This window comes from Microcoleus sp. B6-A1 (genome assembly GCF_036705085.1).
Taxonomy (GTDB): Bacteria; Cyanobacteriota; Cyanobacteriia; order Cyanobacteriales; family Microcoleaceae; genus Microcoleus.
In genome coordinates, this window is sequence record NZ_JAUBTU010000117.1 from 1 (window position 1) to 21,015 (window position 21,015).

At 45.9% G+C, this 21,015-nt stretch carries 15 protein-coding genes and 1 pseudogene; 6 read left to right on the top strand and 10 right to left on the bottom strand.

The genetic code is table 11. The annotated features are described in order from the left end of the window. Window positions 1-360 precede the first annotated feature (360 nt). Both QUB11_RS27925 and QUB11_RS27930 read right to left on the bottom strand, forming a co-directional pair. A complete protein-coding gene (locus QUB11_RS27925; RefSeq protein WP_333392199.1) occupies window positions 361-942 on the bottom strand; it encodes a transcriptional regulator in 582 nt (193 codons plus the stop codon). Window positions 943-1,180: 238 nt separating this feature from the next. Then, window positions 1,181-1,321: a hypothetical protein gene (locus QUB11_RS27930; protein WP_333149913.1), complete on the bottom strand. Its 141-nt coding sequence runs from the start codon at window positions 1,319-1,321 to the stop codon at window positions 1,181-1,183. 259 nt (window positions 1,322-1,580) lie between these two features. Here QUB11_RS27930 and QUB11_RS27935 point away from each other — a divergent pair, with 259 nt between their 5' ends. After that, on the top strand, window positions 1,581-2,630 hold the full coding sequence (locus QUB11_RS27935; RefSeq protein WP_333392201.1) for a Fe(3+) ABC transporter substrate-binding protein: 1,050 nt from the start codon (window positions 1,581-1,583) through the stop codon (window positions 2,628-2,630). A 65-nt stretch (window positions 2,631-2,695) separates the two neighbouring features. Here the strand turns inward: QUB11_RS27935 and QUB11_RS27940 are convergent, their stop codons facing one another. Together QUB11_RS27940 and QUB11_RS27945 are read right to left on the bottom strand one after the other, a co-directional pair. Beyond that, window positions 2,696-3,217 (bottom strand): pentapeptide repeat-containing protein, encoded by a 522-nt coding sequence (locus QUB11_RS27940; RefSeq protein ID WP_333205298.1) that lies wholly within the window; start codon window positions 3,215-3,217, stop codon window positions 2,696-2,698. A gap of 36 nt (window positions 3,218-3,253) precedes the next feature. After that, entirely contained in the window at window positions 3,254-4,975 is a 1,722-nt protein-coding gene (locus QUB11_RS27945) for an iron ABC transporter permease (RefSeq protein WP_333205297.1), read from the bottom strand. Between the two features lie 126 nt (window positions 4,976-5,101). On the opposite strand from QUB11_RS27945, the gene QUB11_RS27950 reads away from it, so the two are divergent. Further along, window positions 5,102-6,190 carry an ABC transporter ATP-binding protein gene (locus QUB11_RS27950; RefSeq protein WP_333205296.1) on the top strand — a complete coding sequence of 363 codons (1,089 nt, stop codon included), beginning with the start codon at window positions 5,102-5,104 and terminating at the stop codon, window positions 6,188-6,190. A 67-nt stretch (window positions 6,191-6,257) separates the two neighbouring features. Here QUB11_RS27950 and QUB11_RS27955 read toward each other — a convergent pair whose 3' ends face one another. Both QUB11_RS27955 and QUB11_RS27960 read right to left on the bottom strand, forming a co-directional pair. Continuing rightward, window positions 6,258-6,593, bottom strand: coding sequence for an element excision factor XisI family protein (locus tag QUB11_RS27955; protein ID WP_333205295.1), 336 nt, complete (start codon window positions 6,591-6,593; stop codon window positions 6,258-6,260). Next, on the bottom strand, window positions 6,578-6,997 hold the full coding sequence (locus QUB11_RS27960; RefSeq protein ID WP_333157103.1) for a XisH family protein: 420 nt from the start codon (window positions 6,995-6,997) through the stop codon (window positions 6,578-6,580). The genes QUB11_RS27955 and QUB11_RS27960 overlap by 16 nt, the downstream gene beginning before the upstream one ends. A 146-nt stretch (window positions 6,998-7,143) precedes the next feature. On the opposite strand from QUB11_RS27960, the gene QUB11_RS27965 reads away from it, so the two are divergent. Then, the gene (locus QUB11_RS27965) at window positions 7,144-7,878 is read left to right on the top strand and encodes a DCL family protein (protein WP_333157102.1); all 735 of its coding nucleotides are present in this window, start codon (window positions 7,144-7,146) and stop codon (window positions 7,876-7,878) included. Window positions 7,879-8,098: 220 nt separating this feature from the next. On the opposite strand, the pseudogene QUB11_RS27970 reads toward QUB11_RS27965, so the two are convergent. From QUB11_RS27970 to tnpB, 3 genes and pseudogenes are all read right to left on the bottom strand, one after another. After that, window positions 8,099-8,206, bottom strand: a pseudogene (locus tag QUB11_RS27970) (Uma2 family endonuclease); the annotation flags it as partial. A 148-nt stretch (window positions 8,207-8,354) separates the two neighbouring features. Next, on the bottom strand, window positions 8,355-9,125 hold the full coding sequence (locus QUB11_RS27975; protein WP_333205294.1) for a TerC family protein: 771 nt from the start codon (window positions 9,123-9,125) through the stop codon (window positions 8,355-8,357). 88 nt (window positions 9,126-9,213) lie between these two features. Then, on the bottom strand, window positions 9,214-10,425 hold the full coding sequence (gene tnpB, locus QUB11_RS27980; RefSeq protein ID WP_333205293.1) for an IS200/IS605 family element RNA-guided endonuclease TnpB: 1,212 nt from the start codon (window positions 10,423-10,425) through the stop codon (window positions 9,214-9,216). Between the two features lie 397 nt (window positions 10,426-10,822). Here tnpB and psaM point away from each other — a divergent pair, with 397 nt between their 5' ends. After that, window positions 10,823-10,918: a photosystem I reaction center subunit XII gene (psaM, locus tag QUB11_RS27985; protein ID WP_015174804.1), complete on the top strand. Its 96-nt coding sequence runs from the start codon at window positions 10,823-10,825 to the stop codon at window positions 10,916-10,918. Between the two features lie 285 nt (window positions 10,919-11,203). Continuing rightward, window positions 11,204-11,620, top strand: a complete 417-nt coding sequence (locus QUB11_RS27990; protein WP_333205292.1) for a slr1601 family putative cell division protein — start codon at window positions 11,204-11,206, stop codon at window positions 11,618-11,620. 223 nt (window positions 11,621-11,843) lie between these two features. Here QUB11_RS27990 and ctpA read toward each other — a convergent pair whose 3' ends face one another. Continuing rightward, window positions 11,844-13,082 carry a carboxyl-terminal processing protease CtpA gene (gene ctpA, locus QUB11_RS27995; RefSeq protein ID WP_333205291.1) on the bottom strand — a complete coding sequence of 413 codons (1,239 nt, stop codon included), beginning with the start codon at window positions 13,080-13,082 and terminating at the stop codon, window positions 11,844-11,846. Between the two features lie 604 nt (window positions 13,083-13,686). Between ctpA and QUB11_RS28000 the strand changes: the two genes are divergently transcribed. Next, on the top strand, window positions 13,687-20,943 hold the full coding sequence (locus QUB11_RS28000; RefSeq protein ID WP_333392203.1) for a DUF4347 domain-containing protein: 7,257 nt from the start codon (window positions 13,687-13,689) through the stop codon (window positions 20,941-20,943). The last annotated feature ends 72 nt before the right edge of the window (window positions 20,944-21,015 follow it).

Here is a 21,015-nt window from a genome sequence, read left to right on the forward strand (position 1 = left end):
CCGTCCAAAAAGGACGGGCGGGACGCCCATCCCACAATAACAATTAAAATTGTAAGTTATTTAATTCGCGATCCTTACTACAAGATTGTGTGTACTTCATGAACCTGGAAGAGGCTGTATCTGAAATGTTGCACCATTCTCAATAAGCCTTTTATGAACAGGCTTTTCTGCCTGTTCCACAACAAAATTCACTCTTTGCGGAACAGGCAGAAAAGCCTGTTAACCGAGAATGGTGCTCTGGGCGTGAGTTAGATCGGAGATATTGCGTCAAGAATTGACATCGAATATAAGCATCGACAACAAGGCTATTGACGACGCGGTAATGCCGTTTCCCTACCCCCAAAATAATTCATCGCCGTGTTAGTAACAATATCTTCCGTCTTTAGCTGTGCGTTGTCTTTGAGAGATGCGCTTATGTCCTAAAATAGTAGAGATTATGACACACCGTTCACTATTTTTTAAATGGGGATGGAATAGTGTTATTCTCCCTTTTGCTTGTAGGTTTGTTTGGCCGCACTCGTCGGTACTGTTATAAACAGCGCAACCTCTGAAGTTGAACATGGCTCGCCGAATTGTTTTGGTTCCTGTGGCTTTGTTGTTTTCATTGACGTTGAGCAATGTTGTTTCCGATTCTCCTTTGTCGTTTATGGCTGTATGTATTTGAATTTGCGGTTCTAGGCTTTTCCATTGACTGGCTGCTACTTGACCGGGGGGAATGTCGGCTGGATGGACTGCTACTTGTACGTTTTCTCCTACTTGTTTGAAGCTGGCTTGCCATGAAATTTTGGATCGTTTGGCGTTGCTGCGGGCAAGTTCCATTGCCCAATAAGCTCGATCGAGCGATACCTTTAAACGGTGGTTGTTGATAAACATTAGCCAAGAGGGGGCGACGATCGCACAAAATATTCCTATGATTAAAATAATTATCAATAGCTCAATCATGGTAAAACCTGGGGCAGGTGTAGTGGCTCTGCCTTTGAGCGTTTTATTTATTGACACGTAGATGCACTCCCTGATATTTAGCTGGCCCAAAAAACAGCTAGGACGAGCTATTTTTTATTGGCTATATTTTAACTTTGGGTTTGGCGAGTGTGTAGATCGGTATTTACTGAAAATTTATGCGACTTTAAAAAAACTGGGGGTAAGAAAACGGCAGTCAGGAAACGGTAGTGCCGTTTCCCTACAGCAATTTTGTCGATCGCCCGATCGCACGGATCGGATGTAACGATCGCCGGATTTGTAGGGAAACCGCACTACCGTGCCCTGCTTTCGGGTAATATCGTTTTCCCTGACCCGGAATTTCAAAGGTGGTACCGGCCACGTGATTTATCCGTGGAATCAATCCCAAATCTCAAATCGAAAATCCTCAAGAAAGAGCATTTATCCGTGGGGTCGCCTCTAAAATCTAAAATCTAAAATCTAAAATCGATTGACCAGCAGTGCGTCAGCCCTAAAATAGTTACGATCTCGATCATCAAATAAGAATTACTTGCATTAATATAGTAAAGCACTGACTATAGATGGCTGTGGATGCACCATCGTGTCAATTACCAGATGAAAAAATCTATCATTATAGAACAATGAGCATTTCTCGGCGTATTTTTCTTGCCAGCGGTACAGCAATGGCTGTCGTGGCCGTGGGGGAACTAAGCAAAAAAGCCCCTGTCGCAGCCCAAACCGGGACTCTCAACCTTTATTCAGCACGTCACTACGATACTGATAATGAGTTGTACCAAAGCTTCACCAAAAAAACTGGGATCAAGGTTAACCTCGTTGAAGCGGATGCTGACCAACTAATTGAACGGATCAGAAGTGAAGGTGCAAATAGCCCCGCTGATGTTTTCATCACGGTGGATGGTGGGCGTTTGTGGCGGGCAAAACAAGCAGGTATTCTGCAACCTGTGTCTTCAACAGTCCTGACATCGGCAATTCCAGCAAGTTTGCGAGATCCTCAAGGTTTCTGGTTTGGTCTATCGCGCCGGGCACGGGTGATTGTTTATAACAAAAGCAAGGTGAACCCTGCCCAGTTGTCAACCTATGAGGCGCTGACAGAACCTCGGTGGAAAGGCAAAGTTTTAGTGCGATCGTCCACTAATATCTATAATCAATCTCTGGTTGGGGCTATGTTAGCAGCTCATGGAGCTCAAAAAACAGAAGCTTGGGCGCGAGGATTGGTGGCTAATTTTGCGCGTCCTCCAGAGGGAAATGATACAGCGCAAATCAAGGCTGTTGCTGATGGGGTAGGCGATATTGCCATTGTTAATACCTATTATGTAGCTCGCTTAATGAAATCGAAAGATCCAGCAGAAAAAGCGATCGCGGCGAAAGTAGGTGTATTTTTCCCGAACCAGCGCGATCGCGGTACCCACGTCAATATTAGTGGTGGAGGTGTAGTCAAAACCTCCCGTAACAAAGCAGGCGCGACCAAATTCTTGGAACACCTAGCCAGTCCCGAAGCGCAACAAATTTTTGCTAGGAGTAATAACGAATACCCTGTGATTTCAGGTGTGGCGATCGATCCTGTAGTGGCAAGTTTTGGTACATTCAAATCTGACCCTCTCAACCCTGATGTGTATGGGAAAAATAACCCCGAAGCTTTAAAGGTTGCCGATCGGGCCGGATGGAAATAGAGGCTTTTTGAACAAAAAGCTACTCTTTGTGATTCGGCGGTTGAAACCGCCGAATCCCATCAACTTTAATTTTTAATTTTACCATCCGGCATTATAGCGCCTTTGAGGTTTGCCCCTGTCAGGTTTGCCCCTGTCAAATCAGCACTATTTAAGTCAGTTTCACTTAAATCGGCATTACTAAGATTGGCATTATTCAGTTTTGCCCCTCGCAAAAAAGCCCCCTTGAGATTTGCATTACTCAAATCAGCATTTGTGAGATCGGCCGAAAATAAACCTGCTTTTTCCAGAGAAGCACCTTTTAAATTTGCACCTTTGAGATTGACGCTATCGAGTAAGGCTTCATTAAGTTTGACCTTTTCTAGCATTGCACCTTCCAACTTAGCACCATTGAGATTAGCGTTTGTTAAATCCATGTCACTTAACTTGGTATCAGTCAGGTCACATCCTGGACATTGCTTAGTTTTTTGTAATGTTTCGAGGGGACCCGCCGCCTGTTTTTGACATCCAAAGGTGACAAAAATAGTAAGTAGTAACAAGGAAATTGTGCCAGTAGTGCGGGTAAACATTGCTGAATTTTTATTAATCATCTTGATTTTCAAAGGAATAATGGCAACAGTTAACAGTTAACTGTTAACTGTTAACTCGGTTGAAGAATTGCGCGATCGCGCAATTTTCCAACTTAATAAAATAACCGGTAACATCCCCACTAAAACAATTGCCAATGCTGGGCCAGAAGCTTCAGCCAATCGCTCATCTGAGGCAAGTTGATAAGTTCGCACAGCCAAAGTATCAAAGTTAAAAGGTCTAATAATTATAGTAGCAGGTAACTCTTTCATGACATCAACGAATACTAACATCATAGCAGTTAGTAAACCTCCCGTCATCATAGGTGTATGAACTGTAACTAAAGTTTGCATCGGGCTATAACCCAAACTTCTAGCCGCATCATCTAAATTAGGCTTAATTTTGCTCAAACTTGACTCTACCGCATTTAAAGAAACAGCAAGGAAGCGAACTATATAAGCAAATACCAAAGCTGCGATCGTACCACTTAACAACAAGCCTGTAGAAATTCCCCAGTTTTCACGCATCCAACTATCAAATAGATTGTCAAATTTTCCAATGGGAACCATAATCCCCACTGCAATCACAGAACCAGGTACAGCATAGCCCATTGCCGCAACTCTCGTTCCAAACTGCACTCCTAAATTAGGGTATAACCGTAAGCCATAAGCCATAATCAAGGCAATAACTACGGCCAAAATTGCTGTCAGGGTGGCTAAAATTAAACTATGACGGGCAAATATCCAAAAGCGTTCATCTAAAGTGAGTTGCCAATTAGCTAAGGTCAACTTTACTAAAAGACCCGCTGGCAATAAAAAACCAAAAAACAGCGGTATCAAACAAGCAATTACCGCTAAAATTTCCCTAATTCCTTTAAGCTGATAAGTCTGTAATTGGCGATAGCGGCTGCTAGCTTGATAATATTTAGTCCGACTGCGCGACCAGCGTTCTAGTAAAATTAAACCCAGAACAAATAATAATAGCAGGGCAGCTAATTGATTGGCAGCAATTCGTTCTCCCATGCCAAACCAAGTCCGATAAATACCTGTGGTAAAAGTATCAACTCCAAAATACTGAACAGTTCCATAATCGTTGAGAGTTTCCATCAAAGCCAGTGCTAAACCTGCAACAATTGCAGGTCTAGCCATTGGTAAGGCAACTGTAATAAAACTCCGCCAAGGGCTACAGCCAAGTATTCTACTAGCTTCTAGGGTACAAGTGGATTGCTCCAAAAATGCAACTCGTGTTAATAGGTAGACGTAGGGATATAAAACTAAGATTAGCATTAAGATTGCTCCAGGGAGCGATCGCACGTTAGGAAACCAATAGTCTCCATAACTCCAGCCAAAAATATAACGCACAGCAGTTTGAACTGGGCCGGAAAATTCTAAAAAGTCTGTATAAATATAAGCTAGGACATAAGCTGGGGCCGCTAAGGGTAACAGTAATGCCCATTCAAATACGCGACTGGCCCGAAAGCGACACATTGTTACTAGCCACGCACATCCTACGCCAATCACGATAACACCAAAGCCTACACCGATCATTAACAATAAAGAGTTGATGATATAACGGGTTAAAACTGTATCGGTTAAATGTTGCCATGTATCTTTAGCTTCAAAAAAGATACTGGATAAGACACTGATGACTGGTATGGCGATCGGCAATGCTAAAGCGATAACCGCAAGTGTCCACCCACTAGCGGATAAACCGCGTAAGGTCGATAGCCATTGGATTGTCCTGATTCCTGTTTGCTGTAGTGATTTTTGGGAATTTTTCATCGCTAGTAAAAAGTCTAGTTTGCTAGTTTATCAGTAGTTGTAAACATTTGTCAAGCCTTTATGATAATTAATCTCACTAAACTGGTATATTGTAGAATAGTAAGTTGTTGATTATTTATAGCAATAATGGCTCGACCGATAATTCTGCATTTGGATGGTGTAACAAAACAGTATTCCCAAGCAGCATCACCTGCGGTGGCATCTGTCACCCTGACCTTACATCAAGGAGATATACTGGGGTTGTTGGGGCCATCGGGTTGTGGGAAAACAACGTTGCTGCGGTTAATTGCGGGTTTTGAACAGCTACAAGCAGGGACGATCGCCCTAGCAGGAAAAACTGTAGCGAGTGTTAATATGTCAGTCGCGCCGGAACAGCGAGACATTGGTATGGTGTTTCAAGACTATGCACTCTTCCCCCATTTGACAGTCGCGAAAAATGTAGCTTTTGGCTTGACACATCAAGGAAAAGAGTCAAAGCATAATATTCAGAAAGGTGTCACCGAAGCATTAGCGCTGGTGGGATTAGAAGGGTTGGAAAACCGTTATCCCCATGAATTATCCGGGGGTCAGCAACAGCGAGTGGCGCTGGCCCGTGCTTTAGCGCCTAGACCTGCGATTATTTTACTAGATGAACCGTTGAGTAATTTAGATGTACAAGTACGGTTAAGATTGCGTCAGGAAGTCCGCGAGATTCTCAAAGCAACGGGAACCTCTGGTGTATTTGTCACCCACGATCGCGAAGAAGCACTTTCGATTTCAGATTGGGTAGCGGTGATGCGTCAAGGCAAATTAGAACAGTTTGGCACTCCAGAGGAAGTTTATCAAGAACCAGCATCTCGATTTGTGGCTGAGTTTGTGACGCAAGCTAATTTTGTGTCTGCATCGCTGAAGCAGGATTTTTGGGAAACAGAAGTAGGTTGTTTTGCTGTTAAACGAGATTCATGTTCACAAGTTCCCTGTGATGTTTCTACTCAAGGAGAATTGATGATCCGGCAGGAAGACTTGAGTTTATACTTAGATGAAGATTCGGCTGTTGTGGTTTGCGATCGCCAATTTTTAGGCAGAGAAAATCGTTATTGTTTAAAGACTCCTTCGGGCGAAAAGTTATATGCACTCACAACCACAGGGAATGTTTTTCCCATTGGTTCTAAAGTTCGGTTATCTTGTGGTGATAATTCTCCCTTAGCTTTCTTTGTCGGTAAGCCTAGGCCATAGCTAATGGCTAATTGCTAATAGGGGAAAAATCCTCCCCCTCTTCCCATCTCCCCCTCTTCCTTCTTCCTTATACTGTCTGATACGTTTTCTCTCTATCGCTGTTGTCAGGGAAGAGGGTAGTCACAATATCCTCTGCTTTTATACCCGCTGCAATCAGCGCTTGGCTTAGACCTTCCTCGAAGTTATCTTCTTCAATTACAACTTGATTATCGACTAAACGAGCATGAAACAGAATCGTGTCAATCCAGCGCTGTTTATCCCAGCCTGTAGCGAGAATCAGAAAGTGACCAGAATCGACATCACAGACGGGGTAAAGCTGGATCGCCTGTAAACGCGGTTGGGCGCGAGTTGCTTCTTGCAGGGTTTTTTTGAGGATGTCTGCATAGCTTAGTGAGTTATCCATTGGAGAATCACCTCTTGACTTGGTTCGTAAACTAATAAGTTAATTTTATTTCGCTGGACGGCTAACTGAAAAATCGGTTTTTGAAAGTGTTTAATGTAGATGGCTTGGCTCACAGCTAAAAACAACTGACGCTCCGGCTCTTGCCCTTCCAATGCCCATTGGTAAAGCTGAAGCTGTCCCATCGTTTTTTCCAGTTCACTGATGACTGAGGGTGAATCGAAGTCTTTGATTTCAACAGCGATTTTCTGCCCTTCTTTTTCCGCAGTAAAAAACTTTTCTGCTCCTAAGTCGGCTTTCAAAAGTGTCTGTTCTAACACTAAGACTAAAGGATCGTCCGTAATTGTCCACCCGTCTTTTTCGAGGGTGCGACGTAGAGAGAAGTGTAAATTATCGCGTCTAGACATTCGACATTCGAGAATTGAGGTTAGGAAAGATAAGCAGGGACTTTTTGAACTCCTATGTCTTGCAGATATCGCTTATTATGATATAGGGTAACACATCTGCGATACAATTTAAGTTATACGTCATATAAAACTGGTAGGGAGTTTAAATGGCAAGGCAACCAATTGTTCTCAATGGAATAGAGTTCAAATTCCAGAAAGATGCTATTGAACACTTCAGAAATATGTTGGAGCGCTATCGAAATGGTCAAAGCATAGCAGGTGATGATCACGATATGTTACTAGCTCTTCTGGAGCGCCATCCTGAAGCAGATAAAAAGATTGGATGTGGTATAAAACGTTTGTACAAATATAGAACCGATATGCCGACAAGTTGCTTTTGGATAGAAAGAACAGATGGATCTAAAACAGATTTTTCTTATCGCACAGCGATTTCTGCTAAAGGAAAGTCTCTTTATCAAGATTTTTTAGAAGCCTGCCGTGCCGCTGTTCAAGATGATCTTCGGCTAACTAAAAAAATATTCTTTGAAAAGTTTGCCGATCAGGATGGAAGAGTTGAATGCGATATTACTGGTGATAAAGTAGCTATTTATGAGAGCCATCTTGACCATAAAAAGCCCTTGACATTTCAGGTTCTTGTGAACACTTTTATTGGCGCTAATGATATTGAAATAAAACCTGAAATGTTGTTAATGTCCCAGGATGCCCAGTTTCAAACAACTATGATTGATCAAGAGTTAAAGGATAAGTTTCGACGATATCATCATAAAATGGCGCAGCTTAGGGTTATTAAAGCGGAACAAAATCTTAGTCTTGGCGGCTCGGAGAGAATTCGGAAGAGCCGTAATCCTGTATTGATTCCTAATGAACTTGTAGGTGACTGACGTATCACATCTCTGTGGGAGTGGATTGACTCAGATTTCTGGTGCATCGCGAATTTTTCTGGCAGCCACTCAACAGAAATGTTACATTTTTTACCGACAGGTGAAATGCGATCGCCTACAACCTCTTCCCCTCGCCCGCCTTATTTCCCTAAAGCCTCAAAAAATACAGCAACCACCAAGGCTAAAATCAGATCTGGATCGATCGCCAATATGCCGCCAACCCCGTCAGCAAAAAATTCCCCTCGCTATCCCACCAGCCTAACCATTGCTGAGTCTGATTTTGATAACTGCCGAACCATAGGCCCAATTTTACTCCTATAAGTTCGATCGGCTAGTGAAGGAAAGGATATTACAAAATAAAAGCCTTTCATCCCCAGACTAAAGTCACCGGGATGAAAGGCTTTTGCACGTTTTGACCAGCCTTCAATCTTGTTGGTTTGACAGATTTAAGCTAATTGTATTCAAATGAAAGTATGTTAATTTTCGGACTTCTGTCCTTGCGATTCTCGCACAGCCACTTCTGAATCCGGCTGAGTGAGAGCCATTTCTAGAGATTTTGCAATCTCGACTGACTCAGGAGTACGCTTAGAAAATCCCCAGACAAACATCAAGACGATACTGGAAACTAGCAGCCATTGCGGAGGAACTAAATCGGGATTAATTACTTTCACCAACAACCGCATTCCCACGAACCCAACTGTGATGTAACCAGCACTTTCTAGGTGAACGAACTCATCCAGCCAGCGGATGAACAACCCGGCCATGAATCGCAGGGCAATAATTCCAATAGTAGCGCCTGTTACGACGATAAAAGTGTTATCAGAAACAGCGATCGCAGTAGTAACGCTATCCAATGAAAACGCTAAATCCGTAAAAGCAATCATGGGAATTGCTTGCCACACAGAGGCAAATCTGGGCCCGTGATGTTCTCCTTCGGAGTCTGTCTCTGAAGTAAAATGTTGGAAAACAAGCCACAGCAGGTAGAGAGCACCAAGCAGTTCAAACTGCCAGTATTGGATCACCCAAGTAGCCGTTAAAATGAGGGCTATCCGCAGTACAAAAGCAATTATCAAACCCAAGTTGAGAGCTCTTTGCTGATCCTTGGCATCTTCCAAACCTTTAGAAATAGACGCCAGGGCGATCGCGTTGTCAGCCGAAAGTACAGCCTCCAAAGCCACCAAAACCAACAATAATAAAAAGCCGTCAACTCCAAAATTGGGTGAAGCGTCGAGAAATTGATCTATCATTAACTATTTTGTGCACCTAAGATTGCCAAGGATCGAGCGCAGCACAAATTACCCGCTCTGTCTAACATTAGTGTCACCTTCACGTGAACTACCAGACGCTGACCACTTCATTGGTACAGCGCTGGCTTCCTGATTCAACGGGAATAGCGTCCAACAAAACCGAAGTTTTGCCAGATCGACTTACATCCCCTCCACAGGCAGAAGCGCTAGTTCCTAACGCCAAAATCCGCAAGGCTTCATTTCTAATGTTGAGGGCTGCATTTACATCACGGTCATGATGAGTACCACAATGTTTACAAGTCCATGCCCTAACATCAAGAGTGAGATGCTCAACTTGATTTAGGCAGGCATGACAAGTTTTTGAGCTAGGAAACCATCGATCAATCTCAATGTATTGTTTACCTTCACTTTGGGCCTTGTACTTAAGCATTGTGCAGAACATACCCCAGCCAACATCACTAATGGCTTTGGCTAAATTATGATTCTTGACCATGCCTTTGATATTGAGATTTTCTACTGCAATAACTTGGTTTTCGTTAACTATCTTGCGGGATAGCTTTTGTAGAAAATCTTCCCGGCATCGGGCAATCTTGGAGTGAACTTTTGCCACCGCCCGTCTTGCCTTTTTCCTGTTTTGACTGCCTTTCTTTTTGCGATCGAGCTTTTGTTGTTTACGTTTTAAGTTTCGTTGACGTTTGACGAAATACTTGGGATTGCCGAACTTAGAACCATCACTGGTAATCGCAAAATGAGTTAACCCTACGTCAATGCCAATAGCTTTATCTGCTGGGACTAACTCAGGCTGTTCTTTCCCATCGTCAATCAAAACAGAAACAAAATGTTTACCGTCCGGGTTGCGAGATACGGTAACGGTCTTGATATCGCCCTGAAAATCACGATGTCGCCGACAGAAAACTAAACCAATCTTAGGTAGGTTGATATAGTCACCGTCGAATTTGACATTTTGAGGGTAGCTGATCGACTGCCTGCCATGCTTGGCTTTGAACTTGGGCAGCATCGCCCTCTTGTCAAAGAAGTTTTTGTAGGCAGTAGATAAATTCAATGCAACCACCTGCAAGCATTGAGAATAAGGTTCTTTTAACCATTCGTATTCTTTTTTGAGTGCAGGGAGCAAGCCTTGTATGTATGCCCTAGATAGTCCTTTGCCAGTATTCTTGTAAGTTTCTTGACATAGATTCAAAGCATAGTTCCAGAACCATCTCGCACAGCCAAAAGACTTTGCCAGCAAGACATCTTGCTCATCTGTCGGATAAATTCTGTACTTGTAAGCTTTATACATTTATCAAGGTTGCAGAATACCGATAAAATTATCATAGCGCACAAAAAGGATATTGATTCGCTCTCGCTCAATTTATTTTCGGGCTGCGTTTTCATCCCGACGCTCACCTTCGGTAGAGCGCAAGACTTCCCATTCGCATTAGTTAAATCTTAACCTAACGCGGTAATTCTGTGGGAGACGATCGTCCGAACAACGTCCCAAGGAAGCAGTCCCAGGAAACAAGGAAAAATTCTCCCCCTCCGACACTCAAAAACAGCGCCACTGCGCCACTGCGCCACTAGGCCACTCCTCCCCGGAGGCAGCATTTGTGTTGCAAGTTGTAACAAATGATTCCCAAAAGCGCCAATTTGTCTCAAATTGGTGAAAGCTCGTCCCCGCGAAAAGGAGTTTTGCGAATATGTCTTTAACAGATACCCAAGTCTACGTAGCGCTCGTAATTGCTTTGATTCCCGGAATCTTGGCTTTCCGGTTGTCAACTGAACTGTACAAATAGTTTCCAGACACCAGTTGCGAACCGCAAAACGCCTGCCTGAGCAGTTAAATCTCTCGCATTACAGATACAGACAATTGCTGCCCCAGTGCAGTAGATTGTTTGTGTTCCGCAAGACGAGACTGCAAGGGCAGGCATTTTTATGGGAAAATTCCGTCTTAAGGCGTCACCTTTGTCTCAACAATTTTGGCTGTCAGCACCCTGACAAACAGCGACGAGTGTGCGTTAAGCTCAGAATTTGCTCTTGTGAACTCTAAAACGTCAGTCTCAGGTATTTGAAAAAAAATTATGCAAGCGATTCAACCCACCGTTACCCCACTGCGTCCTGTAAAAAACTCCCCTCGGGTTACTCCTCGTCGCAGCAGCAGCCGCCAGCGTTCCTACCCTCACCAAACCCTCGCGGCCGAAACAGGGGTCAAGTTGGCAGTCAACATGGTACTTTCAGTCTGTGCCACTTCTGCTTTGCTTCAGCTTTGGCCTCACTACCGGGCGGTGCAAGAAAAATTGCACGAAATCCAAGCAGAAGTCAATCTTACCCAAGGGCGAGTAAATCAGTCGCGATCGGACTTTAACCGCTACTTTGACCCTAGTCTTGCTAAAACTGTGATGCAAGAGCAAAGCAACCAAGCTGACCCGCAGCAGCGTCAGGTAATTTTGCAAGAAGCCGAGGTGCCCGAAGCCGAGGAATCAACCCCGCAACCTTAAGGGAACGGCTGTTTTGGGTTTTGATATCACGTCCGATGTGCATCATTCTTGTATGTCATTGGTTCGCACAGCGAAGAATGACAGATGAATCTGTCGGACTTGATATCACTTTTGAATAAAAGAGTTTTTTTGATGATTCTTGTCTGTCGTGGCGAAGCAAACGCAGAGACAGACAGACCTGCGTATTGTCACCTATTGCAATCTCAAAACTTCAAACTCAGGCTTATACTGACTTTGCCAGCACGGTTTTTTCTTTCAGTAGTTGCAGTGCAGCTTGATATTGCAAGTCTGCTGCGGTGCCGATTTGATCGCGCGCGATGGGTTCCAAAGGCACTACGCGATCGGGCGCAATCCCCAGCTTGTTAATATCTTTATGGTTAGGCGTCTCGTACTTAGCAACAGTCACGGCCAACCCGGAACCGTCAGACAAATCAAACAGGGACTGAATCAGTCCTTTGCCAAAAGTCTTTTCTCCTACCAGTTGAGCTCTGCCGTTATCTTGCAGCGCACCCGCCAAAATTTCGCTAGCACTGGCAGTTCCCTTGTTCACCAAAACAATCAGCGGATCGTTAGTTAGGGCTTGTCCAGAGGCTTCAAAACTTCCGAGAATGCCTTGTCTGTTCACCGTGTAGACGATCGTCCCGGAATCGAGCCACAGGCGGGCAATTTCAATCCCTGCTTGCAACAGTCCGCCCGGGTTGTTCCGCAGGTCGAGAATGTAGGCGGCGGCTCCTTGTTTTTCCAAGCGGTCGATCGCGTGAGCGACTTCTTCAGTGGCGTTAGCGCTGAATTGACTCAAGCGAATGTAGCCCACCGCTAAATTCTCCGACCCCGACTGCAATTCCGCGTAAACCGGATTCAGAGCAATGCGATCGCGCACTAGCTCAATGTCCTCAGCAACGTCCCTTCCCTCGCGCCCCAAGGTCAAGGTAACGGGAGTGCCGATGCGGCCGCGCATTCGAGTTGCAGCCTCGTCTAGGCTCAATTCTGAGGTAGGAGTGCCGTCAATTTTCAGAATGCGATCGAGGGGTTGGATGCCAGCTTTATCCGCCGGTGAGCCGGCCAAAGGAGCCACCACAGTCAGGGTATTTGTCTGGGGGTCGATCGCAATTTGCAGCCCCACACCCGTCAATTCTCCCGAAGTGTTGACCTGCAAACTGCGGTACTGTTCGGGTTTCAGTAGTCGAGTGAAGGGGTCGTCGAGATTCGCCAGCATCCCCTGAATCGCCGTGTAAGTCTGCTGTCTGTCGTTAAGCGGTTGCTTGACAGCTTTTTGGCGAATCGACCACCAGTTTTGAGAGTTAAAGCTGTCGTCCACATATGAGCGATTGACAATTCGCCAAGCTTCGCTCAATAGCTGCTGTTCAGGAGTCAGCGCCGCCGCAGGCTGCGCCCACCCACCTAGAACTAGGACGACTTGGAGGCAAAGTACAATAGCAATCTGGAAAACTCGTCTGTGCATGATTTTTCTGTAAAATACCAGTAAGTATTACATTTTATGTATTTTACGTTTGTACGTTGGGAACGCTGTTGCAGATTTAACTCGCCTTTTGAACGATCGCGAGCTTCCCGCTGGCACTTGTAAATAAATATAGGCGATCGGTCGTCCATGATATTAGGCGATCGTCTCAGGAATAGGGCGTGATTCGCTGGCGTCCTGGGCTGGCGTCCCCAGCGAGGGATTGGTTGTAAACCTGGTTCGACTCTCTGCAGAGATACTAAAGCACCTCCTGACTATCTCGATTAGTCTTGGACGCATCGGAGTAGACAAACCGGGTTTGATGTACGAAAGGACGCGTTCTCACGCGGCGATTCGGTAAAAAATTCGGTTTCTGAGTCTCGGAGTGCCTCCAGGAGTGTCTGTCTGGATGCAACAAGATTTACTGGCATCCGTACATCATCGATACGTTAAAAATCAATGATTATATAGTTGGTTAAGTTATCAAAACTTATATAAACTTTTGATAAGAAAAGTGGTAAAAACAAATATTTTTTGGATGGCTGTTAAACAAAAACATAAGTCATAGGATATCCTAATATTTTATTTTAATTTGAGCAGGTGTGTCATGGTAAACTCACTAACTCCACTTTCCACAAAAGCGATCGCATTTATCGATGCTGCCGTCCCCGACCCTCAAACCTTAATCGACGGCGTTATCCCTGAAACCGAAGTAATTCAATTAGAGTCAAACCGCAACGGCCTGGAACAAATTGCCGAAGCTTTGCAGGGAGAGCAATTTTCAGTAATTCACATTATTGCTCACGGGCAACCCGGTTGCGTGCAACTGGGGAACGTTGAATTGAGTTGGAAAAATTTGAGCGATCGCGCCAGTAATTTCGTGCAAGCAGTCCAAGGATGGGCGCGATCGCTGACAGCAAATGCCGAAATTATGATCTACGGCTGCAATGTTGGCCAAGAAAATATAGGCAAAGCATTTGTAAACAGCCTGAGTCAAATAACAGGAGCAAATGTTGCAGCTTCTGATAATTTAACAGGTTGTGCGGCAAAAGGCGGCGATTGGGAATTAACAGTGACAGCGGGGACAATTAAAGCTGGCATTGCATTTGGGCCAGAAGCGATCGCAGCTTACAGCCACGTTCTCAATACCTTTAAACAAACACCTACTGGCTTGACAACAGGAACTTCCCCTACAGCGATTGTTAGCCAGGACTTTAACGGAGATGGCCTTCTCGATTTAGCCGTAGCTAACAGAACTTCTGACAGTGTTTCGATCTTGTTGGGAACAGGTCAAGGTAATTTTGGAACTGCTACTAACTTGACCTTGGGGAGTGCAGGATCTCCCAGCGGTATTGTGGCGGGCAATTTTAATGGTGACACGCTGCCAGATTTAGCTGTATCGACAGCAATTGGCGGCGATATAGGAGGGGGAGTTTATGTCTTGTTAGGAACAGGACAAGGCAACTTTAGCAATCCTAGCAACTTTGGTCCGGGGATCTCGAAACAGGCGATCGCTGCGGGAGATTTTAATCAAGACGGCTTGGCTGACTTAGTTGTGGCAGAAGAGAACCAAGTTTCTATTGCTTTAACCAATGGTCAAGGAACTTTTGGTGAGTTTAACAATGTGGGGACTGCAATCAGCCCCTTAGCGATCGCGATCGGAGATTTTAACGGCGACAACAATCTCGATGTTGTTGCCACTAACAGGAGTCCGGCTAACAGCGTTTCTATTTTTTTCGGTACGGGTCAAGGCACTTTTGGCAATCCAACCAACTTTAATGTCGGCACAAGTCCCAGCGCGATCGCAGTTGGAGATTTTAACGCTGACGGCAGATCCGATCTGGCTGTAGCCAATACAGGCAGTCAGAACGTATCAATTTTATCAGGGACAGGTCAAGGCACTTTTAGCAATCCTACTAACTTTAATGTTGGGTTAAGTCCTGATGATATTGCCGTTGGTGATTTTAACGCTGACGGTCAACCCGATTTAGCTGTAGCGAACGCCGGTTCTAATGATGTTTCAATTTTAACTGGAACCGGTCAAGGAACCTTTAACGGGCCGTTTAATTATAATACTGGGGGAACCACTCCGAGCGCGATCGCGGTTGGAGATTTTAACTCTGATACCAGACCAGATATTGCTGTCGCCAATACCAACAGTAACAGAGTTTCAATTCTGTTGAATGTGCTATTGAAAGCAAGTTTTGCTAATTCTGCGTACAGTAGTCTTGAAGGAGACGCAGATGCGACAGTTAATATTCCTGTGACAGTCGAAGACGGTTTACGATTTACAGACTTGATTGTACCGATCGCAACTGTTTTGCCCGTTCCTGCTGGCACCTCACTAGCTACTCAAGATTCTGACTATGCTCTTTCTACTAATACTCTCACTTTTCCCGCAGGTAGCGGCAGTTTGACTCAAAATATAGCTGTCACTATCAAACCAGACAACCTTGCAGAAATAGATGAAGCAGTTGTCTTGAGTTTTGGTACGAGTCCGGGAGGAGGAGGGTTTGGAGGTACAATCTCTGAAACAACCCTAACAATTCCTGCTAACGATCCGATTATTTACACAGTTGGTGCTAGCGCTGGTACTGTTCCTGAAGGCAACGCCGGCACAAATCCACTGATATTTACTGTTAGTCGCAGTGGCGGTACTGATACAGCAGGGACTGTCGATTATGCAATTGGTGGCACTGCAACCAACGGCAGCGATTACAACAATATCGGCGGCACTTCGGGCGCAACAAGTACGACTGGTCTGATTAATTTTGCCTCTGGCGAAACATCGAAAACTGTCACCCTCGATGTGTTGGGTGATGATAGCGTTGAACCAGACGAAACTATTACCGTCACTCTATCAAATCCCGTCACATTGCCTGATGGCGGTCTTCCCGGCGGCAGTTCGACAATTGGTACTGCTACTGCGACAACTACTATTACTAATGACGACACTGCTGGAATTGCCGTCAATCCCGCTAGCGGATTAATTACAACAGAAGCAGGAGGAACAGCAACATTTACTGTCCAACTCAACTCTGAACCAACTGCTAACGTGACTGTTGGCTTAAGCAGTTCCAATGTTGCCGAGGGAACAGTTTCTACACCCTCGCTGACATTCACTCCCGCCAATTGGAGTGCGCCGCAAACAGTAACAGTAACAGGCGTTGACGACAATATTGCTGACGGCAATCAAACTTACAATATTGTCACCGCTGCGGCTGTTAGTACAGACAGCAATTACAGCAATTTCAGTGCTGCCGATGTCAGCATTACGAATAGCGACGACGAAACTGCAGGCATTACCGTTAATCCCACAGCAGGATTAACTACAACAGAAGCGGGAGGTACGGCAAATTTCAGTGTTGTCCTCAACAGTCAACCTACGGCACCTGTTACGGTAGCTTTAAGCAGTTCCAATCCTGCGGAGGGAACAGTTTCTACTAATAGCTTAAGTTTCACTCCCAATAACTGGAATCAGGCGCAGACGGTAACGGTGACAGGTGTTGGCGACAATATCGCTGACGGCGATATTGCTTACACTATTGTCACTGAGGCTGCTGTTAGTACAGACAGCAATTACAGCAATTTCAGTGCTGCCGATGTCAGCGTTACTAACAGCGACAGCGATACTGTCGGCGTTACCGTTAATCCCGCCAGTACCACAGCAGCAGAAGGCGGTGCAACGGGAATTTATACACTTCAGCTAAATTCGCAGCCAACAGCGCCGGTAACAGTCAGCTTTGACGGGGGGAATCAAATAAGTGCGATCGCCCCCATTAGCTTCGACAGCACTAATTGGAATATTGCCCAAACTGTAACTTTGACTGCGACGGATGACACAGTTGTAGAAGGTACTCACACAGGCACAATCAATCACGCCGTAACAAGTACCGACGCGAAATATAGCGGAATTGCGATCGGGCGTGTCACTGTCGCCATTACCGACAATGACACGCCAACACCGCCAATTACATCGCCAACACCGCCCACACCGCCCACACCGCCAATTACATCGCCAATTACATCGCCAACACCGCCAACACCGCCCACACCGCCAACACCGCCAACACCGCCCACACCGCCAACACCGCCAATTACATCGCCAACACCGCCCACACCGCCCACACCGCCAATTACATCGCCAACACCGCCAATTACATCGCCAACACCGCCCACACCGCCAATTACATCGCCAACACCGCCAATTACATCGCCAACACCGCCAATTACATCGCCCACACCGCCCACACCGCCAATTACATCGCCCACACCGCCCACACCGCCAATTACATCGCCAACACCGCCAACACCGCCAACACCGCCAACACCGCCAACACCGCCAATTACATCGCCAACACCGCCAACACCGCCAACACCGCCAACACCGCCAACACCGACACCTCTAATTGCACAAACACCAACACCAACGCCTACATTTTTGCCGCCGACACCACCACAAATCATCATGCCGCCGGCGATACCTGCTGATAATTTAGCCAGAAAGATAGTTGTAGGTTCCAGTACCGGAAGCTACAGCGATGCTATCAGTAGCAGCAACATTGATGATTACTACAAATTCAGTTTAGGTGCTAGCAATGACTTCAACTTGTCGCTGGCAGGAATGAATGCAGATGCTAAAGTTGAGTTGCTCGACAGTCGCGGAAATACGATCGCCACTTCCAACAATTTGGGTAGCGCATCTGAGTCAATTAACCGCACTTTAGAACACGGTACTTACTACGTTCGAGTTTCCTCAGCCAACGGTGCAGATACTCCTTACAATCTCAACTTGTCTGTCGTACCCCGTCTTCCAGGCATCACCACTACAGGTTCAGATGCCCCAGTCTACAAAGCTGGAGAGTTGATCTCAGTTATAGACGGAACATTCGCTCCCACCACTGACATATCTGGCCCGCTGATTAACATCGATGATTTCCGCGCAGCACCGCGTTTTGCCGGAATAGACGGCAATGGTTTTGCAACAGTAATTTTGGATACTGGTATCGATTTAGACGACCCATTCTTTGGTCCTGATGGTGACTCTAACGGGGTTGCCGATCGCATTACCTACGATTACGATTTCGCCGACAGCGATGCAGATGCTAGCGACCTTGATGGACACGGTTCAAACGTCTCTAGTATTGCCACTTCCCAAGATACAGTCCACACAGGAATGGCACCGCGCGCCAACATCATTCACCTCAAAGTTTTTGAGGATAGTGGCAGGGGAAATTTCGGGTATTTAGAGCAAGCTTTGCAGTGGGTGGTAGCAAACGCATCAACATACAATATTGCCAGTGTAAATATGTCGCTTGGTGACAACCAAAATTACAACACCCCCCAAACGAGGGGCATTAGCGATGAACTAGCAGCGCTAGCAGCACGGAATGTAATTGTTGTTTCCGCATCAGGTAACGCTTTCGGGCCATTGGGTTTCAACAGCGTTCAGGGTGTTGCCTACCCTGCAGCCGATGCTAACTCACTCTCAATTGGTGCGGTGTACGATGCGAACCTGGGTTATCAGACACACGGCGGTGGCGCGATCGCCTATACCACCGATGCCGATCGCATTACACCATATTCTCAGCGCCACTCCACTTTAACAACCGTTTTTGCTCCCGGTACTTTAATTACCGGTGCTGGCCCGGGCGGCCCTTTGACGAACTATTCTGGTACCAGTCAAGCTGCACCTCATGTTGCTGGAGTAGCAGTGCTAGCGCAACAGTTAGCGCAGCGAGACTTGGGCCGCCGACTAACCCCAACTGAGTTTGCGAATTTCTTGCAGTCAACGGGCGTCACGATTAATGACGGCGATGACGAAGACGATAACGTGATCAATACTGGCTTAAACTTCAAGCGCGTTGATATGCTGGCTTTGGCTCAAGGTATTGTCGGCAACCGCCCGCCAGTTGTCAATCGTTCTCTGTTTTCGCAAAGTGCAGCGCTAGGTTTTTCTCAAACTGGTAATGCTTTTAATTTAGCAGCCAATACCTATACTGACCCCGATCCGGGCGACAGCATTAATTATTCGATCGCCCTGGCAAATTCTAGCGCTTTAAGTTCATCTGCATTTACCTGGAGAACCGATCGCAATGGCGGTTCCTATCGCCAACCAATTGCCGGTTCAACTTTCCCGGAAATTCCTTTGCCTTCCTGGCTAACTTTTAATTCGGCAACTCGTACGATTAATTTAGGCCCAACTCGCCCAAGATCGTTCAATTATTGGCTGAAATTAACGGGAACTGATGAATCTGGCGCGAGTGTTAGCGAGGTAATTCGGTTCAAGAGTAATGGCCTCGGCGGTTTTGTGATTGACGGTTACATCGCTGGCGCTACAGTCTTTTTCGATGCCAACAAAAACGGTGTACTAGATGCTAGTGAACCTTCTGCTACTACTGGCGATAACGGCGAATTCGATCTCGATCTCGACTCCACCATTTTCGACAAAAATCAAAATGGCGAACTCGATCCAGAGGAAGGCAATATTGTTGCTTTCGGCGGCATTGATACAGCAACTGGTTTGCCTTTGGAAACGCCTGTCACTGCCCCGCCTTACGCTACTGTTGTCACTTTGTTAACCAGTTTAGTAGCGGATTTAATTGACAAAGGAATTGACAGCGATCGCGCCGAATCTCTCGTCAAATCTTCTCTTTCCATTCCCGCTAATGTTGAGATAACGGGTTTAGATCCGATCGCAGCTACCGAAAACGCGATCGCGGGTGGAGTAGAAACTTTGACTGCAATGGTCAAGGTACAAAACGTCATTACCCAAACTGCTGCTTTAATAGACGGTGGGTCGATTCTGGATAATACCGACACCGTAAAAGCAGTTGTAAGTGCGATCGTTCAACAAATTCAATCCGGGACAACTCTCAATCTCAACGATGCCAACCAGTTAGCAACAATTGTCGATCGCGCCACCACAGCAGCGCAACAATTTGACTCGGATTTAAACACTCAGCAATTGTTGCAAGTTGCCCCGGATGCAGCTAAGGTAATGGCCGAAGCAAATCAGCGCATTGACCAAGTTGTATCCAACACAGCAATAGCTTCAATTAACCGAGAAGTTGCCCGCGTCCAAAAAGTAGCCCTAGGTGAAACCTCTGAAGACTTAAAAGCAGTCGGTACAGGTACGAAATCGATCGCCCAAGTTATTGCCGAAAATACTGGTACTGCCTTAGATACCAAAATTCAACAAACGACATTGCCCGATACACCTGCCGTTGCGGTGATTCAAGGAGAAATAGATGCGATCGCAGCCAACTCCAATCTCATCGGCACTGACGGCGACGACAGCCTCTCCGGCGACAGTGGCAGCGATACAATGGCCGGCAAACGCGGCAATGATACTCTCAGCGGTTTGGGTGGCAACGACTGGATACAGGGCAATCAAGGCAATGATTCCCTCGACGGTAGCGACGGCGATGACACTGTTTACGGCGGCAAAGAAAGCGATAATTTGTTCGGCAATAATGGGGAAGATATCCTATTTGGAAATCGCGGTCAAGATAGCTTGAGTGGAGGTGAAGGCAATGACAGTCTTTACGGCGGTCAAGCTAGCGATATTCTGCTGGGCGGTAACGGATCTGATTTTCTCAGCGGTGAAAACGGCGATGACAGTTTGATAGGAGGAAATGGGAGCGATCGCTTCTTAATTTCAGCCAATTCTGGCAGCGATATCATTTTCGATTTTGAACCAGGCATCGACTTCCTCGCACTTGCCGACAATTTAACCTTCTCGCAACTTTCTATTATCCCTAGCAACACTGCAACTTTAATCAGCTTGACAGAAACTGGTGAAATTTTAGCTGCTATCAATGGCGTGACAGCTAACCAAATTAGCCTCGCTGATTTTAGTTAAAACCCACATTCCGCACCCCCAACTGGCACATACGCGGATTGAGGGGGTAAAAGTGAATCATCCGAGACAAAG

Coding starts and splice junctions, on each gene's coding strand:
- QUB11_RS27925 (WP_333392199.1), bottom strand. CDS start 942: ATGATTGAGCTATTGATAATTATTTTAATCATAGGAATATTTTGTGCG.
- QUB11_RS27935 (WP_333392201.1), top strand. CDS start 1,581: ATGAGCATTTCTCGGCGTATTTTTCTTGCCAGCGGTACAGCAATGGCT.
- QUB11_RS27940 (WP_333205298.1), bottom strand. CDS start 3,217: ATGATTAATAAAAATTCAGCAATGTTTACCCGCACTACTGGCACAATT.
- QUB11_RS27945 (WP_333205297.1), bottom strand. CDS start 4,975: ATGAAAAATTCCCAAAAATCACTACAGCAAACAGGAATCAGGACAATC.
- QUB11_RS27950 (WP_333205296.1), top strand. CDS start 5,102: ATGGCTCGACCGATAATTCTGCATTTGGATGGTGTAACAAAACAGTAT.
- QUB11_RS27955 (WP_333205295.1), bottom strand. CDS start 6,593: ATGGATAACTCACTAAGCTATGCAGACATCCTCAAAAAAACCCTGCAA.
- QUB11_RS27960 (WP_333157103.1), bottom strand. CDS start 6,997: ATGTCTAGACGCGATAATTTACACTTCTCTCTACGTCGCACCCTCGAA.
- QUB11_RS27965 (WP_333157102.1), top strand. CDS start 7,144: ATGGCAAGGCAACCAATTGTTCTCAATGGAATAGAGTTCAAATTCCAG.
- QUB11_RS27975 (WP_333205294.1), bottom strand. CDS start 9,125: ATGATAGATCAATTTCTCGACGCTTCACCCAATTTTGGAGTTGACGGC.
- tnpB (WP_333205293.1), bottom strand. CDS start 10,425: ATGTATAAAGCTTACAAGTACAGAATTTATCCGACAGATGAGCAAGAT.
- psaM (WP_015174804.1), top strand. CDS start 10,823: ATGTCTTTAACAGATACCCAAGTCTACGTAGCGCTCGTAATTGCTTTG.
- QUB11_RS27990 (WP_333205292.1), top strand. CDS start 11,204: ATGCAAGCGATTCAACCCACCGTTACCCCACTGCGTCCTGTAAAAAAC.
- ctpA (WP_333205291.1), bottom strand. CDS start 13,082: ATGCACAGACGAGTTTTCCAGATTGCTATTGTACTTTGCCTCCAAGTC.
- QUB11_RS28000 (WP_333392203.1), top strand. CDS start 13,687: ATGGTAAACTCACTAACTCCACTTTCCACAAAAGCGATCGCATTTATC.